At 61.6% G+C, this 15,247-nt stretch carries 16 protein-coding genes; 8 read left to right on the top strand and 8 right to left on the bottom strand.

The annotated features are described in order from the left end of the window. The first annotated feature begins 248 nt into the window (after window positions 1-248). The 3 genes from B8991_RS10690 (at window position 249) to recR (ending at window position 3,081) form a co-directional block, all read left to right on the top strand. Complete coding sequence (locus B8991_RS10690) at window positions 249-2,012, top strand: DNA polymerase III subunit gamma/tau (RefSeq protein ID WP_084352979.1); 1,764 nt, start codon at window positions 249-251, stop codon at window positions 2,010-2,012. Window positions 2,013-2,084: 72 nt separating this feature from the next. Continuing rightward, complete coding sequence (locus B8991_RS10685) at window positions 2,085-2,429, top strand: YbaB/EbfC family nucleoid-associated protein (protein WP_084352978.1); 345 nt, start codon at window positions 2,085-2,087, stop codon at window positions 2,427-2,429. 58 nt (window positions 2,430-2,487) lie between these two features. After that, window positions 2,488-3,081 carry a recombination mediator RecR gene (gene recR / locus B8991_RS10680; RefSeq protein ID WP_084352977.1) on the top strand — a complete coding sequence of 198 codons (594 nt, stop codon included), beginning with the start codon at window positions 2,488-2,490 and terminating at the stop codon, window positions 3,079-3,081. 172 nt (window positions 3,082-3,253) lie between these two features. On the opposite strand, the gene B8991_RS10675 is transcribed toward recR, so the two are convergent. Beyond that, on the bottom strand, window positions 3,254-4,027 hold the full coding sequence (locus B8991_RS10675) for a DUF1013 domain-containing protein (protein WP_084352976.1): 774 nt from the start codon (window positions 4,025-4,027) through the stop codon (window positions 3,254-3,256). A 124-nt stretch (window positions 4,028-4,151) separates the two neighbouring features. Between B8991_RS10675 and B8991_RS10670 the strand changes: the two genes are divergently transcribed. Together B8991_RS10670 and B8991_RS10665 are read left to right on the top strand one after the other, a co-directional pair. Then, on the top strand, window positions 4,152-4,784 hold the full coding sequence (locus tag B8991_RS10670; RefSeq protein ID WP_084352975.1) for a ribonuclease T2 family protein: 633 nt from the start codon (window positions 4,152-4,154) through the stop codon (window positions 4,782-4,784). A 66-nt stretch (window positions 4,785-4,850) separates the two neighbouring features. Beyond that, a complete protein-coding gene (locus tag B8991_RS10665; RefSeq protein WP_084352974.1) occupies window positions 4,851-5,849 on the top strand; it encodes a hypothetical protein in 999 nt (332 codons plus the stop codon). A gap of 33 nt (window positions 5,850-5,882) precedes the next feature. Here the strand turns inward: B8991_RS10665 and B8991_RS10660 are convergent, their stop codons facing one another. Further along, complete coding sequence (locus B8991_RS10660; protein WP_084352973.1) at window positions 5,883-6,866, bottom strand: NAD(P)H-quinone oxidoreductase; 984 nt, start codon at window positions 6,864-6,866, stop codon at window positions 5,883-5,885. Window positions 6,867-6,960: 94 nt separating this feature from the next. After that, entirely contained in the window at window positions 6,961-7,662 is a 702-nt protein-coding gene (locus B8991_RS10655; protein WP_084352972.1) for a COQ9 family protein, read from the bottom strand. 109 nt (window positions 7,663-7,771) lie between these two features. On the opposite strand from B8991_RS10655, the gene rpsU reads away from it, so the two are divergent. Next, entirely contained in the window at window positions 7,772-7,978 is a 207-nt protein-coding gene (rpsU, locus tag B8991_RS10650; protein ID WP_084352971.1) for a 30S ribosomal protein S21, read from the top strand. A gap of 201 nt (window positions 7,979-8,179) precedes the next feature. Here the strand turns inward: rpsU and B8991_RS10645 are convergent, their stop codons facing one another. Then, window positions 8,180-8,638 (bottom strand): Lrp/AsnC family transcriptional regulator, encoded by a 459-nt coding sequence (locus B8991_RS10645; RefSeq protein WP_084352970.1) that lies wholly within the window; start codon window positions 8,636-8,638, stop codon window positions 8,180-8,182. Window positions 8,639-8,776: 138 nt separating this feature from the next. Between B8991_RS10645 and ald the strand changes: the two genes are divergently transcribed. Then, on the top strand, window positions 8,777-9,901 hold the full coding sequence (gene ald / locus B8991_RS10640; RefSeq protein WP_084352969.1) for an alanine dehydrogenase: 1,125 nt from the start codon (window positions 8,777-8,779) through the stop codon (window positions 9,899-9,901). A 54-nt stretch (window positions 9,902-9,955) separates the two neighbouring features. Here the strand turns inward: ald and B8991_RS10635 are convergent, their stop codons facing one another. Then, window positions 9,956-10,843, bottom strand: a complete 888-nt coding sequence (locus tag B8991_RS10635) for a cation diffusion facilitator family transporter (RefSeq protein ID WP_084353039.1) — start codon at window positions 10,841-10,843, stop codon at window positions 9,956-9,958. A 165-nt stretch (window positions 10,844-11,008) separates the two neighbouring features. Beyond that, window positions 11,009-11,443: a large conductance mechanosensitive channel protein MscL gene (mscL, locus tag B8991_RS10630; RefSeq protein ID WP_084352968.1), complete on the bottom strand. Its 435-nt coding sequence runs from the start codon at window positions 11,441-11,443 to the stop codon at window positions 11,009-11,011. Between the two features lie 141 nt (window positions 11,444-11,584). Here mscL and B8991_RS10625 point away from each other — a divergent pair, with 141 nt between their 5' ends. After that, complete coding sequence (locus B8991_RS10625; protein WP_084352967.1) at window positions 11,585-12,286, top strand: glutathione S-transferase family protein; 702 nt, start codon at window positions 11,585-11,587, stop codon at window positions 12,284-12,286. Window positions 12,287-12,346: 60 nt separating this feature from the next. Here B8991_RS10625 and B8991_RS10620 read toward each other — a convergent pair whose 3' ends face one another. Both B8991_RS10620 and pheT read right to left on the bottom strand, forming a co-directional pair. After that, the gene (locus tag B8991_RS10620) at window positions 12,347-12,793 is read right to left on the bottom strand and encodes a YtoQ family protein (protein ID WP_084353038.1); all 447 of its coding nucleotides are present in this window, start codon (window positions 12,791-12,793) and stop codon (window positions 12,347-12,349) included. Window positions 12,794-12,824: 31 nt separating this feature from the next. Further along, window positions 12,825-15,218, bottom strand: coding sequence for a phenylalanine--tRNA ligase subunit beta (pheT, locus tag B8991_RS10615; RefSeq protein WP_084352966.1), 2,394 nt, complete (start codon window positions 15,216-15,218; stop codon window positions 12,825-12,827). Between the last annotated feature and the right edge of the window lie 29 nt (window positions 15,219-15,247).

The following is a 15,247-nucleotide window of genomic DNA, read 5'->3' as shown; positions in this document are numbered from 1 at the left end:
CGTCTGGCAAATTGCCGCCACATCTGCCCCGGACGCTTGCTCGGCTGCCCTCAATCCCGCACAACCGATTGACTTTGGTGTGTTCTACGCCTCCCGCGCGCAAGCTCACCACCAGCAGAAAGGAATACCCCCAAAATCAACGCCATGTTTCCGGTACGCGTCCCGAGACACGAAAACCCCGCCGCTGGACCTTTGGCCGGGGTGTTTGTACGCTCTGCCGGACGCAGCCAAAGCCCAGCAAGGACCGCATGACCGATTCTCCCGCCTATCAGGTGCTCGCCCGGAAATACCGCCCGGAAACCTTTGCCGATCTTGTCGGTCAGGACGCGATGGTGCGCACGCTGAAGAACGCGTTCAAGGCCGACCGCATCGCGCAGGCCTTCATCATGACGGGCATCCGTGGGACCGGCAAAACCACCACCGCGCGGATCATCGCCAAGGGGATGAACTGCATCGGCACGGACGGGAATGGCGGCCCGACGACGGAACCCTGCGGAAAATGCGAACATTGCGTGGCCATCATGGAAGGCCGCCATGTCGATGTGATGGAGATGGACGCGGCATCGAATACCGGCGTCGCCAATATCCGCGAGATCATCGATTCGGTGCATTACCGGGCGGCCTCGGCGCGCTACAAGGTCTATATCATCGACGAAGTTCACATGCTGTCCACGGGCGCATTCAACGCACTTCTGAAGACGCTGGAAGAGCCGCCAGAGCACGTCAAATTCATCTTCGCCACGACCGAGATCCGCAAGGTGCCCGTCACCGTGCTGTCACGCTGCCAACGCTTTGATTTGCGCCGGATCGAACCCGAAACGCAGATCGCATTGCTGCGCAAGATCGCGACCTCCGAAGGCGCAGAGATCACCGACGAGGCGCTGGCCCTGATCACCCGCGCTGCCGAAGGCTCGGCCCGCGATGCCACCTCGCTGCTGGATCAGGCGATCAGCCATGGCGCTGGCGAAACCACCGCCGAGCAGGTGCGCGCCATGTTGGGGCTGGCTGATCGTGGCCGGGTGCTGGACCTTTATGACATGATCATGCGCGGCGATGCGGCAGGCGCGCTGACCGAGCTTTCCGGCCAATATGCCGATGGTGCCGATCCGATGGCGGTGCTGCGCGATCTGGCCGAGATCACGCATTGGATTTCCGTCGTCAAGATCACACCCGAGGCTGCCGAAGATCCCACGATCTCGCCCGACGAACGCAGCCGCGGCATGCAGATGGCCGAGGCGTTGCCGATGCGTGCGATGACGCGGATGTGGCAGATGCTGCTGAAAGCGCTGGACGAGGTTGCCAGCGCCCCCAACGCGATGATGGCCGCCGAAATGGCGATCATCCGCCTGACCCATGTGGCCGAACTGCCCTCGCCCGAAGAATTGCTGCGCAAGTTGCAGGACACGCCACCGCCCCCCCCTTCCAATGGACCAGCGGGTGGCCGCGCACCAACAGGTGGCACCACAGCTTCGACCGTACAAGCAACTGCCCAACACGTACGCGGACCAGCACCCTCTTCCGGCGCAACCGCGCAGGGTGGCGCGCCCGCACAGGCCATCGCGCAGGATCACGCACTCGCGCGGTTCCCCACGTTCGAACATGTGCTGGACCTGATCCGCGCCAATCGCGACGTCAAGCTGCTGGTCGAGGTGGAAACCGGCCTGCGCCTCGCCGCCTACCAACCCGGCCGGATCGAATTCACACCGACAGAAAATGCCCCCGCGAACCTTGCCCAGAATCTGGGCAGCGCCCTGCAACGCTGGACGGGCAACCGCTGGGCGGTGTCGGTCGTGAACGGTGCCACAGCTGAAACCATCGCCGAGAAACGCGATGCGGCGGCCCTCGCCCTGAAGGCCCGCGCGATGGAACACCCGATGTGGCAAGCCGTCATCGCCGCCTTCCCAAAGGCACGTATCACCACGATCCGCACCCCCGAAGACATCGCCGCCGAAGCCGGGGCCGAAGCCCTGCCAGAGGTCGAGGATGAATGGGATCCGTTCGAAGACGGCTGACCCCTCGCCACTTGTGACGCGGTCCCGCAATGCGTATTTCAGCGACCAAACCGACAACAAAAGGATTTTCAGATGTTCAAAGGCCTCGGAAATCTCGGCGACATGGCCGGGATGATGAAGAAAGCGCAGGAAATGCAGGGCAAGATGGCCCAGCTTCAGGAAGATATGCAGAATATCACCGTCACCGGCGAATCCGGGGCGGGTCTGGTCAAGGCAACCTGTTCGGCCAAGGGCGACCTGCGGGCGCTGGATATCGACCCGTCGATCTTCAATCCGGATGAAAAGGAAGTGGTCGAGGACCTGATCCTGGCCGCGATCAAGGACGCGCAGGCCAAGGCCAGCGAGAAAGCCCAGGACGAGATGGCCAAGCTGACCGAAGGCATGGGCCTGCCCAAGGACATGAAACTGCCCTTCTGATCCGGCAACCGGCGGTGCTTCTCCGGACGCGCCGCCCTACCTGCAAGGGAAACCCCGCTTGTCCAGCACCCGCGATATCGACGCGCTGATCGACCTGATGGCCAAGCTGCCAGGCCTCGGCCCCCGCTCGGCCCGCCGCGCGGTGCTGCACCTTATCCGTAAGCGCGCCTTGCAAATGACGCCGCTCGCCGACCTCATGCAAAACGTCGCCGCCTCCGCACGGGAATGCGTGAACTGCGGCAATATCGGCACCGCCGACCTCTGTGACATCTGCACCTCCAACAAGCGCGCCAATGGCCAGATCTGCGTGGTCGAGGATGTGGCCGACCTTTGGGCAATGGAACGATCTGGCGTCTTTAAAGGCCGCTACCACGTCCTGGGCGGCACGCTGTCCGCGCTTGATGCGGTCGGCCCCGAAGACCTGCGCATCCCCCGCCTCGCGGACCGGATCGGTGACGAGGACATCACCGAAATCATCCTCGCCCTCAACGCCACGGTCGACGGCCAGACCACCGCACATTACATTGCCGATCAGCTGGAAGACAGGGTCACGCTGACCTCCCTGGCGCAGGGGGTCCCGATCGGCGGCGAACTGGACTACCTCGACGACGGCACGATCTCAGCCGCCCTGAACGCCCGCAAACCGATCTGATCATCCCTCTTCTTGCGCCTTCTTCTTGGCAAAAATACTCCGGGGAGCGCGAGGGGCTGGCCCCTCGCTCCCGCCCTGCCCATGCTACGCGCCATCAAGCAACCAGCCTCAACAAAAAAAGGACCCGCGGGCGCTGGCCAACGGGTCCCTGGAAATCGCGTCAAAAACCGTGTTACGGCTGCTCGTCGTCCTCGCCGCTTTCCGGCAGGTTGAAGAAGCTGTCCGCGTCAAGATATTCGCGGGAATCGCGCTTGTCCGCTTCGTCCTCATCCTCGTCCTCGTCACCCCGCGGGTCGGACAGGCTGAAAGTTTCCAATCCTTCGATCGCCGTCGGGATCCGCGGCTCAGCGGGCTGGCCAAGGCTTTGTTCGGTGGACAGCAACTTGCGACGATCATCGTCCGACAGTGCGGCTCCCTCGGCCTGTTTCTTGGCCGAGGCTTTCTGCACCGCGGCATCCAGCTCGGACTGTTTACACAGCCCCAGCGCGACCGGGTCGATGGGCTGAATGTTCGCGATATTCCAATGCGTCCGTTCACGGATCGCCTGAATTGTCGGCTTCGTGGTGCCCACCAGCTTGGAAATCTGGCCATCCGACAGTTCGGGGTGGAATTTCACCAGCCACAGGATCGAGGCCGGACGATCCTGACGCTTTGACAGAGGTGTATAGCGCGGGCCACGGCGTTTTTCCTCATCGCGGGCGGCGGCGTTGAACTTCAGCTTCAGCCGGTTCAACGGGTTTTTCTCAGCGTTGTCGATATCGTCCTGGGTCAGCTGATTGTTGGCGATGGGATCGAACCCCTTGACGCCTGTGGCCACGTCACCATCGGCAATGCCCTGAACCTCAAGCTCGTGCATGCCGACAAAATCGGCAATCTGTTTAAAGGTCAGGGTGGTGTTGTCCACCAGCCAGACGGCGGTCGCCTTGGGATGCAGCAGTTTTGCCATCGGGTATCTCCTTACAAATCTTCCCCGATGCCTGCCTAGAGGCTGATCCGAGATCCGGACCGGTTACCATTGTCGGGGAACTTCGGGCCTATATAGTGGCGCAAGACGGAAGAGGAAAGAGAAAATGCGCTTGTTGGTATTGCTGTTTGTGATGAGTGCCGGGCTGGCCAAGGCAGAGGGCGAGCCATCGGGCAAATTCAACTATTACGTCCTGTCGCTCAGCTGGTCCCCGACCTGGTGTGCGCTCGAAGGCGATGCGCGCAACTCTCAGCAATGCGATGCTGGCCGCGATTTCGGCTGGGTTCTGCACGGGCTTTGGCCGCAAAATCACCGTGGCTGGCCGTCCTACTGCCGGACGCAGGAACGCGCGCCGTCGCGTCAACAGACAGCAGCGATGGCCGACATCATGGGGACAAGCGGGCTGGCCTGGCACCAGTGGAAAAAGCATGGCACCTGTTCCGGCCTCTCCGCGAAGGCCTATTTCGCCCTCTCCCGCAAGGCCTATGGCAGCATCACGCGGCCTGCCGTGTTTCGCAAGCTCGATCAGCCCGTGAAAATACCGGCCTTGGTCGTCGAAGAAGCGTTCCTGAAGGCCAACCCGACATTCGCGCCCGACATGGTCACCATCACCTGCCAGAGCGCGCGCATTCAGGAGGTGCGGATTTGTCTGTCGAAAGACCTTGAGCCGGTGCCCTGTGGCAGCGACGTCCTGCGTGATTGCCGGATGACGGATGCTCTGCTGGACCCCGTGCGCTAGGAGGCTGGCGCAACATCGGCTGCGGTGCTAACAGACCCCCGCAAACCGACCCGTTACGAGGCCCGAATGTCCAAGCTGATCCTTCACGTTGGCACCCATAAGACCGCCACAACCTCGATACAGAACATCCTGGCCCTCAACCGAAAAATGCTTGCCAAGCATGGGTTTATTTTTCCAAAACTGGGAACGGAAAGCGGCCAGCACGGGCTGGTGACCGACTGGATCACCTTGCCGCCGCAATACCAGTACGAAGAAGGCTCGGTCAGCGCGTGGAAGACTCTGGTGCGCGACTATGCCAACACGGACAAGACGGTTTTCGTGTCCTCGGAAGAGTTTTCCCGCGGCGATCCGAAACAGCGCATCAACCTTGCCGACATCCGCGAGCTGTGCTCGGAATTTGACGAGTTTCAGGTCATCTGCTGCATCCGCAACCAAGTGTCCTTTCTGCAATCCATCTACCTTCAGGTTGCCAAGTCAACCGTCGCGGTGCCGTGGGTCAGACTGTATGAACGCGCGCTGTCGCATCGAATGGCAACCGGAGTCCTGATGGATTTCAATTGGCTATACGGCCATCTGAAACGTGGTTTCGCCCCTGAAGAGATAAGTTTCTTCGTTTACGATCAAGCCATAAGGCGGCCTGACGGGATCATTGGCGAAATCATGGATCTGGCGGGATATGGGCATCTGACGTCGCAGCTGTCGGCCCTCAGCGCCGGCGACAGCAACGTGTCGCAAGACCCGTTGACGGCCTGGGCTTCGGCGCAGATATCGATCAAGCAGTCGTCCAGCCGGAAACTTCTTAACGTCACCCGCAGCGTGCTGGAGCAACATTTCCGCGAAGGCGTCAAGACCACCGTCTATTCCGAGGCAGAGGTCGCGCGGATGATCAGTTTTTTCGAACCGCTCAACACTGCGTTCGAAGAAGACATTCACAAGACCGGCCATGATCTGAAAATCACATGGCCAAACAAAGACCCCAATCTGGTGCACCGGAACCGGGTGCCACCCGCCTTCTGGATAAAGCTTGCGCGCAGGATGTATGACGAGAACCCGAAACTGCACTAGTTTCGGAGAACCCGCAAATCGCGGCGGATTGCCTTAGCCGACTTTCAGGACGATCTTGCCGATATGGGTGCTGCCCTCCATGCGCGCATGGGCACCGGCGGCCTGTTCCAGCGGGAATTCGGAATCCATCACCGGGGCGACTTTGCTAGCGTCCAGCAAAGGCCAGACCTGTTCGCGCAGCGCATCCGCGATCCGCGCCTTCGCCAGATCCGACTGTGGCCGCAAGGTAGACCCGGTAATCGTCAATCTTCGCGTCATCACCTGCGCAAAGTTCAGCGCAACCTTAGGCCCGCTCAGAAAGGCGATCTGGACCAGCCGCCCGTCATCCGCCAAAGCCTTGATATTGCGCGGGATGTAATCGCCTCCTACCATGTCGAGGATCAGGTTGGCCCCGCCCTCGGCGCGCAAAATCTCGACGAAATCCTCCTCGCGGTAGTTGATCGCCCGCTCCGCGCCCAAATCCGTACAGGCGGCGCATTTGTCGGCAGATCCGGCGGTGGCAAAGACACGGGCACCAAACTGCCGCGCCAGTTGGATCGCCGTCGTCCCGATGCCGCTGGATCCGCCATGGATCAGGAATCGCTCGCCCGCTTGCAGCCCGCCCCGCATGAACACGTTGGACCAGACGGTGAAGAAGGTTTCGGGCAGACAGGCGGCTTGCTTGAGATCCATCCCTTGCGGGACGGGCAGGCAATGCGCGGCAGGAGTCGCGACATATTCCGCATAGCCGCCACCGGGCAACAGCGCGCATACCTCGTCGCCCACAGATGGCCAATCGACACCCGGCCCCACGGCGACAACCTCGCCAGCCGCTTCCAGCCCCGGCAGGTCACTGGCACCGGGGGGCGGCGCATAGGCCCCCGCGCGCTGCAAGGCATCCGGCCGGTTCACCCCTGCATAGGCGAGCTTCAGGACAACCTGCCCATGCGCCGCCTCGGGCCGTGGCCGTTCGACCAGCGTCAGCACCTCCGGCCCGCCGGGTTGTGAAATCTCGACTGCGCGCATTGTCTGTGTCATTTGCTCTGAACCTTCCCGATAACTGCCACAGCGCAGACTAGCCTCTCTGTGCCGGTCAGCAAGCCCCGACGTTTCGCACTGACCCGCAACGGATCTAGGGTTTCCCGGACCCCGACCAATGCCCCGGCAAATCACTGTCATGCCTGCGTACTGGTGCCTTGATCTGGCCCAACAACCAGTTTGGCCCTGCAAGCACCCCGCTGAGAAACTTGTTGCCGCGCACCTGCGCCTTGACCTTCTCGATCTGCATGACATCGTCGATCCGCCGATCCAGAAACGCCCATGTCGCCTGATGGTCGGGCGAATCGTCGCCCAGCCAGAACAGCACGGCAGAGCCGTAAACCCCCGACAATGTCGCGCGCTTGGTGTACCAGTTCACATCGTCAGAGATGTCGCCAAGCGTGTTCCAGATCAGATCGGCGGTGCCCCAGATCGCCTTGGCCCCGTCAGCAGCATGCATCGGCAGCGCGAACAGGGTTGTGCCACGGCGCACCGCCTCGCGGTCCTCGGCCGCTTCCAGACGATACCGCACAGCAGCGGCGATTCGATCTCGAAACCGCATCGCGGACAGGTCCGCCGCCTTCAGCCGCGCCACCATTTGCGCATCGCCGCGACGGTGAAAGGCCAGTGCCAGATCCACCGCGCCCCGCGGATAAAGCGCACGCGCCATCACCGGGTCCATTCCGGTATCCGCGACCGCCGCGCGGAACGTCGTTTCTGTCCAGCCGTCAAACGCGACATGCGTCAGGGCCGCATCCAATAGCTGCTCTTGCGGGGAGCGTTCACTGTCGGTCATCGGTGCCTCCGTTCGGTCATCGGTAGTGTAGACAAGCTAGGGTGGCTTTGCTATAGGGCCACCTCCTGCAATCCATGCAACTCGAACTTAGAAAGGTGGTGAAAACCACATGCAGGTTAGTGTTCGCGAGAACAACGTTGATCAGGCGCTTCGTGCCCTGAAAAAGAAGCTGCAACGCGAAGGCGTTTTTCGTGAAATGAAGCTCAAGCAACATTTCGAAAAACCGTCCGTCAAAAAAGCGCGTGAGCAAGCTGAAGCGATCCGGCGGGCCCGCAAACTGGCACGCAAAAAAGCACAGCGCGAAGGGATGATGTAAATCACCTTGCCCGGGGGTCATTGATGACCTTCAAGCTTACGAACAGAATGACGACCCCCGCGGCACCTGCCCGGGGGTTTGTCGTTTTCGGGAGGTATTCCGGCGATCGGGCCACGACATTCCTTCAACGCCAACGGGTTTCCGGAACACTCCGCTGTCAGCGGGCTGGCGATGCCCGACGTTCCGCCCGGCGCAAGACGCCTAGATCGGCAGCGCGCTGGTCTTGAACACGGTGCGCAGGGCAAAGGAAGATTGCATCTGCGCCACCCCCGGCAGACGCGCCAGATGCTGCCGGTGGATGCGGGCGAAATCATCCGTGTCGTCCGCCACGATCTTGAGGATATAATCCGCCGTCCCCGCCATAAGGTGACATTCCTGCACATCCGGAATGCGGCTGACAGCCTTCTCGAATGCGTCAAGAATCTCATCCGACTGGCTTTGCAGGGTGATTTCCACAAAAACGGTTGTCGAGATGCCCAGCTTGCGCGGTTCCAGCAGCGCCACATACTCGTGGATAATGCCGCAGGCTTCCAATCGCTGCACCCGTCTGTGACACGCTGACGCCGACAGGTTTATCTCTTCCGACAGATCCGCATTGGAGATTCTGCCCCTGCGCTGAAGTACCCTGAGGATCCGTCGGTCCGTCTCATCCAATGTCATTATTCACGATATCTTTCAGAAGGCAGCAGATTGCCCAAGGTTATTCGATACAATAGTGGTTTTACGAGCTATTTCTAAAAGCAGTTGCGGCAGGTCTGCGCGATCCTCCGCGATAATGGACCAGGAGGAGAGATCGTCGTGAAAATCGGATGCCCAACAGAGATCAAGCCACAGGAATTTCGGGTTGGCGTCACGCCCAACGCCGCACATGAGGCCGTGCAGCACGGGCACGAGATGCTGATACAGGCGGGTGCGGGCACCGGCGCGGGCTTTACCGACGAGGATTACATCGCCGCCGGAGCGCGGATCATCGAAACCGCCGAAGAGGTCTACGCCAGCGCCGACATGATCGTGAAGGTGAAGGAACCGCAAGCGGCAGAGCGCAAGATGCTGCGCGAAGGCCAGGTGCTGTTCGCCTATCTGCATCTTGCACCCGACCCCGAACAGACGAAGGATCTGATGGCATCCGGCGCGACCTGTATCGCCTATGAAACCGTGACCGACAGCCGTGGCGGCCTTCCCCTGCTGGCACCGATGTCCGAGGTTGCCGGACGGCTGGCCCCGCAAAGCGGCGCATGGGCGCTGCAAAAGGCCAATGGCGGCAGCGGTGTGCTGTTGGGCGGCGTTCCCGGTGTGCGCCCGGCCAATGTGGTGATCGTGGGCGGCGGCGTCGTGGGGACGGCCGCGGCGCGCGTGGCGGCTGGCATGGGCGCGAATGTCACCGTGCTCGACCGGTCCATTCCGCGCCTGTCCTATCTTGACGATGTGTTCATGGGACGCCTGACCACGCAATATTCCGACCAGCATTCGCTGGCGACGCTTCTGCCGCGCGCCGACATGGTCATCGGTGCCGTGTTGATCCCCGGTGCCGCAGCACCCAAACTGATCTCGCGCGAGCAGCTCTCGCTGATGCAGCCGGGTTCGGTGCTGGTCGATGTGGCTATTGATCAGGGGGGGTGTTTTGAAAAGTCGAAGGCGACCACCCATCAGGACCCGATCTATGATGTCGATGGCATCATTCATTATTGCGTCGCCAATATGCCGGGCGCGGTTGCCCGCACCTCGACCATCGCTTTGGGCAATGCCACGATGCCCTTCATGCTGGCACTTGCCGACAAGGGCTGGCAGAAAGCCTGCGCCGACGATCCGCATCTGCTTGACGGGTTGAACGTGCATGCGGGCAAGCTGACCTACTATGCCGTGGGCCGCGCGCTTGGGATCGACGTGACAGCACCGCAAGTCATCCTCAAACAGGTCGGCTGAAGACTGCCTGGAACTGCGTTCGCGTCTCGCGGGTGCGGGCGCAGTTCTGGCACCTCAAAGCACGACGATACCGCTATGTTTGGCCTTGTGTTCAGGCTCGACATGGATGGTGACGACACAATCGGGTACACGCTCCAGCAAGCCCGCTTCGATCCGGTCACAGATGACATGTGCATCGTCCACCGACATTGCGCCATCCACAACCAGATGAAACTCGATAAACGTCGCCGTCCCGGCCTGACGGGTGCGCAGGTCATGCGCCTCGACAGCCCCCTCGGCCTGATCCGAGATCACCTCGCGCAGCTCCACCAGAATGTCCTCAGGCAGGCTTTCGTCCAGCAATCCGCTGAGCGAGGCGGCGATGACATGCCAGCCGGACCACAGAATGTTCAGCGCCACCAGCGCCGCCATCGCTGGGTCGATCCACGGCAGACCGGTCATGATCGCTATCAGCACACCGAAGGTCACCCCGACCGAGCTGACAACATCCGACAGCAGATGCTTGCCGTCGGCTGCCAACGCGGGCGAGCGTTCCGTCCGTGCCGTGCGCAGCAGAATCCAGCACCACACGCCATTGATGACACTGGCCACAAGGTTCACCGCCAGCCCCGACAACGGCGCGTCAAGGGGCCGCGGATTGGCAAAGCTTTGCCACGCCTCATGCAGGATCAGGAGCGCCGCGATGACGATCATCACGCCTTCCAGAACGGCGCTGAAATACTCGGCCTTGTGATGCCCGTAGGGATGCGTGGCGTCGGCAGGCTGCGCCGCCACACGGATTGCCATCAGCGCGGCGATTGCCGTAGCCACGTTGACGATGCTTTCCATCGCATCGGAATACAGCGCGACAGAATCGGTCATCCACCAGGCCAGCGCCTTGATGCCCAACACCAGGATGCCCACGAACAGGCTGCCCCAGGCGATCTTCATCGTCTTTGTCACGAATGCACCCCCGGCCTTGCGTGCTGCCTGATAGCCTGTGCACATCGGGGCGGCAAGCTTTGCAGCGCAATTGATAATGTCTCGCATTTTCAATTACTTCAGATCGCGCAACGAAAAAGACCCGCCGCTGCTGCGACGGGCCTCTGGCTGTCAAGTCCGATCAGTTCAGGCGGATTTCTTCAGAGAATCGCGGATCTCGATGAGGATATCCAACTCGGACGGGCCGGTTTCGACCTCGGGGGCCACATCATCGGGCTTTTCTGCAATCGCCTTGGCCCGGTTGACCATCTTGACCAGCATGAACACGACCCAGGCAATGATCAGGAAGTTGATGACGGCCATGATGAAAGACCCATAGGCAAAGACCGATGCCCCGGCTTCGCGGGCGGCTTCAAGGCTTGCACCTGCGGGCACTTCGCCTGACAGCACGGCATATTTGTTGGTGAAATCGATGCCTCCCGAGAACAGGCCGATGATCGGGTTGATCAGATCGCCAACCAGCGATGACACGATCGCGGTGAAGGCTGCGCCGATGATGATACCGACGGCCATGTCCATGACATTGCCCTTGGCGATGAAATCCTTGAATTCTTGTACCATTCCGGTCCCTCCAGACAACTACTCACACCCGTTAGGTGCGTTAAAAAACATAGTGGTTCCGGATTCGCACAAAACTGCGCCTTTGCATACGGGGAAAAAGAGTTACGTTCCGACCTCAGAGGACAAACACGAAAGAACATCATGGCCGACCTGTCGAATCATCTCATCAGCCGCCGCTGGCCTGCGAAACACCCCGAGCGTATCCAGCTATATTCCTTTCCCACGCCCAACGGGGTCAAGATCTCGATCGCCTTGGAGGAAATGGGCCTGCCCTATGAAGCGCACAAAGTCACCCTCGCGGACGCGGATGTCAAAAGCCCGGAATTCCTTTCGGTGAACCCGAACAACAAGATCCCGGCGATCATTGATCCCGATGGGCCGGACGGCACGCCTTTGGCTCTGTTCGAAAGCGGGGCGATCCTGATCTATCTGGCCGAGAAAACGTCAAAGTTTTTTGGCCGCAATGCCGCCGAGCGCGCCAAGATCGTACAATGGCTGATGTGGCAAATGGGTGGGCTTGGCCCGATGTTCGGCCAGATGGGCCATTTCCATTCCGGTCCGGGCAAGGAGGTCAAAGATCCCTACCCTGCCAAACGCTATCTTGATGAAGCGCGCCGGCTGATGGCCGTGTTCGAAAAGCACATGTCGGACGGGCGCGACTGGGTGGCGGGGGATTATTCCATCGCGGATATGGCCATTGGCCCCTGGCTGCGTGCGCCGGACTTTTATGGCACGCAAGACCTTTTGGCATGGGACGACCACCCAAATCTAAAGGCCTATCTGGAGCGGTTCACAGCGCGCCCTGCCGTTCAGGTCGGCTTGGTGACACCGGCCCGCGACTGACAGGCTCTGCCTTCCGGCGCGTTCCTGGCACCGGAAGGCGTATTGCAGTACGTCATCCGCTCAGGCGGGCAGCTTGCCCGTCAGGACGTAGCGCAGGATCTGCGCCACTTCGGCAGGCGTGCGGGCAACGGCCAGCGCGGCGGCATCCACCTCTTTCAAGGCGTGATCGTGGTCGGGCTGTTGCAGGACGATCAGCGATTTGCCAAGCGCCGAGGCGACACCTGCATCAAACGCCGCGTTCCACTGCTTGTACTTCTCGCCAAAGCGCACAACAACAACGTCAGCCTCTTCGATCCCCTTGCGGGTGCGGATCGCGTTGACCATCGCGCCCTTGCGGTCGTGCCAGAACTTGTTCGGCTCCGCCCCAAGGATGGCCACGCCGCAATCATCCGAAGCTGCGTGATCCGTCACCGGGGCGTCGAACGCAATGTCCAGCCCATCGCAGGCCTCAATGATCTCTTCGCGCCAGCTGGTGTGGATTTCACCGGATAGATACACTCTCAACATCATCTTCTCCTTCATATCGCGCAGAGGTGGCTTAGCCGCGCAGGCTGCCACCCGTGGCTTTGGTGACTTTCTCGACGATCTTCGCGCTGACGGCCTCGATGTCTTTTTCCTTGAGCGTGGCACCGCTGGGTTGCAGGCGCACCGTGATGGCCAACGATTTCTTGCCCTCGCCCAGACTGCCGCCAATGAACTGATCGAAGACGCGCACATCCTGAATAAGCGCCTTGTCGGCACCGGCGGCGGCATTGACCAAGGCCAGCGCATCGACCTCTGCATCGACGACGAAGGCAAAGTCACGCTCGACCGATTGCAGATCGTTCAACACCAGCGCCGCGCGGGTCGAAACCTGCTTGCGCGGCAACGGAATTTCCGCAGGCCAAAGCGTGAAGCCCACCGCAGGTCCTTTGACATCCATCTCGCGCAGCACGCGGGGATGGATCTCGCCAAAGATGCCCATCACCTTTTTCGGGCCCAGACAGATCTTGCCATGCCGCCCCGGATGCCACCAGTCAGAGGCACCGCGCAGGATCTGCACCTTGGCAGGCGCGCCCATCGCGGTCAGCACCGCCTCTGCATCAGCCTTGGCGTCATACAGGTCCACGGGCCGCGATGCGCCATGCACATCCTTCGGCCCCGTCCGTCCGACCAGCAGGCCCGAGACCAGCATATGCTGCTCGCCCGGCTCGCCGCCGTGAAAGGCCGCGCCCACTTCGAACAGGGCCAGATCGGCCTGCCCGCGCGCCTGATTGCGCGCCGCCGCCTGCAACAGCCCGGGCAAAAGCGCCGGCCGCATATGGCTAAGTTCCGAACTGATCGGATTGGCCAGCATCGTCGCATCATCGCCGCCCGCAAACAGCGCCGCCGTCTTGGCGTCGATGAAGCTGTAAGTCACGCATTCATTATACCCCAGCGCCGCCGTCGTGCGCCGTGCGGCCTGTTCGCGTTTCTGCATCGGTGACAGAACCGGTTTCGGCACGCCGGGTACGCGCGGCAAGGGCTTGCCCTGCAACTTGGTCAGCGACGCGATGCGCGCCACTTCCTCGACCAGATCGGCCTCGCCCATCACATCGGGGCGCCAGCTTGGCACATGGGCCATATTGCCCTCCAGCCGGAACCCCAGCGCCGTCAGCGTCTGACGCTGCTCGCTTTCGGGGATGTCCATGCCGACCAAAGACCGCACCCGCGCCGGGTCCAGCTTGAAGGCGCGTTTCCAGTCCGGCATATGCCCGGCCACCACGACCTTCGATGCCTCGCCCCCGGCATGATCCAGTATCATCCGTGTCGCGTGTTCAATGCCTTCGGGCGTCCATTCGGGATCAATCCCGCGCTCGAACCGGTAGCGCGCGTCGGAATTGATCTTCAGCGCGCGGCCGGTATAGGCGGTGCGGACCGGATCGAAATAGGCGGCCTCGAGGAAGACGTTCACCGTGTCCTCGGTCACGCCGGTCTGCGCGCCGCCCATGATCCCGCCAAGGCTTTGCGCACCCGCATCATCCGAGATTACCACCATCCCCGGCTCCAGCCGGTAGGTCTTGTCGTCCAGCGCCGCCAGTTCCTCGCCGCCCGCCGCAAGATGCACCCGCAGATTGCCCGAGACCTTGTCGGCGTCGAACACATGCAGGGGGCGGTTGCGGTCATAGGTGAAGAAATTCGTCACATCGACGAGGAAACTGATCGGCCGCAACCCGATGGCGCGCAGCAGATCCTGCAACCATTCCGGGCTTGGGCCGTTCTTGACCCCACGGATCATCCGCCCGAAAAACACCGGACAGCCCTCGCGCGCGTCCTCGTCAATCGAGACGGTGATGGGCGAGGCAAACTCGCCCTCGATCCCGTCGCAATCGCGCGGTTTCATCTTGCCCAGACCCCGCGCCGCCAGATCGCGCGCAATGCCGCGCACGCCCAAAGCGTCGGGCCGGTTGGGCGTGATCGCAATCTCGATCACCGGATCGACCCTGGCGGGGTCATTCGCGGCCAGCCAGTCGACGAACAACTCGCCCACCTCGCCCGAGGGCAGCTCGATGATGCCGTCGTGATCCTCGCCCAGCTGCAATTCGCGCATCGAGGCCATCATCCCGTGGCTTTCGACGCCGCGGATATTGCCGACGCTCAGCGTGGTGTCGATGCCGGGGACGTAATCGCCGGGCTTGCACAGCACCACCGTGATCCCCTCGCGCGCGTTGGGCGCACCGCACACGATCTGCTTGTCGCCCTCATTCGTGGCCACGGTACAGACCCGCAGCCGATCCGCATCGGGATGCTGCTCGGCATGGGTCACCTTGGCCAGCGTAAAGGTCCGAAGGGCGTCGGCGGGGTTTTCGACCCCCTCGACCTCCAGCCCGAGATCGGTCAGCGCATCGGTGATTTCCTCTACCGTTGCAGAGGTGTCGAGGTGGGATTTCAGCCAGGAGAGCGTGAATTTCATGGGTCGTCCGCCGCTTGTTTGCCTTTGCC

Source organism: Primorskyibacter flagellatus (assembly GCF_900176485.1).
Lineage (GTDB): Bacteria > Pseudomonadota > Alphaproteobacteria > Rhodobacterales > Rhodobacteraceae > Primorskyibacter > Primorskyibacter flagellatus.
The sequence above is the reverse complement of the archived record's forward strand: the minus strand, read 5'-3'. Positions and strand labels throughout refer to the sequence as shown.

Excerpts from the sequence above, each read along its gene's own strand:
- B8991_RS10690 (WP_084352979.1), top strand. The coding sequence starts at position 249 with ATGACCGATTCTCCCGCCTATCAGGTGCTCGCCCGGAAATACCGCCCG.
- B8991_RS10685 (WP_084352978.1), top strand. The coding sequence starts at position 2,085 with ATGTTCAAAGGCCTCGGAAATCTCGGCGACATGGCCGGGATGATGAAG.
- B8991_RS10675 (WP_084352976.1), bottom strand. The coding sequence starts at position 4,027 with ATGGCAAAACTGCTGCATCCCAAGGCGACCGCCGTCTGGCTGGTGGAC.
- B8991_RS10670 (WP_084352975.1), top strand. The coding sequence starts at position 4,152 with ATGCGCTTGTTGGTATTGCTGTTTGTGATGAGTGCCGGGCTGGCCAAG.
- B8991_RS10665 (WP_084352974.1), top strand. The coding sequence starts at position 4,851 with ATGTCCAAGCTGATCCTTCACGTTGGCACCCATAAGACCGCCACAACC.
- B8991_RS10660 (WP_084352973.1), bottom strand. The coding sequence starts at position 6,866 with ATGACACAGACAATGCGCGCAGTCGAGATTTCACAACCCGGCGGGCCG.
- B8991_RS10655 (WP_084352972.1), bottom strand. The coding sequence starts at position 7,662 with ATGACCGACAGTGAACGCTCCCCGCAAGAGCAGCTATTGGATGCGGCC.
- rpsU (WP_084352971.1), top strand. The coding sequence starts at position 7,772 with ATGCAGGTTAGTGTTCGCGAGAACAACGTTGATCAGGCGCTTCGTGCC.
- B8991_RS10645 (WP_084352970.1), bottom strand. The coding sequence starts at position 8,638 with ATGACATTGGATGAGACGGACCGACGGATCCTCAGGGTACTTCAGCGC.
- mscL (WP_084352968.1), bottom strand. The coding sequence starts at position 11,443 with ATGGTACAAGAATTCAAGGATTTCATCGCCAAGGGCAATGTCATGGAC.
- B8991_RS10625 (WP_084352967.1), top strand. The coding sequence starts at position 11,585 with ATGGCCGACCTGTCGAATCATCTCATCAGCCGCCGCTGGCCTGCGAAA.
- B8991_RS10620 (WP_084353038.1), bottom strand. The coding sequence starts at position 12,793 with ATGTTGAGAGTGTATCTATCCGGTGAAATCCACACCAGCTGGCGCGAA.
- pheT (WP_084352966.1), bottom strand. The coding sequence starts at position 15,218 with ATGAAATTCACGCTCTCCTGGCTGAAATCCCACCTCGACACCTCTGCA.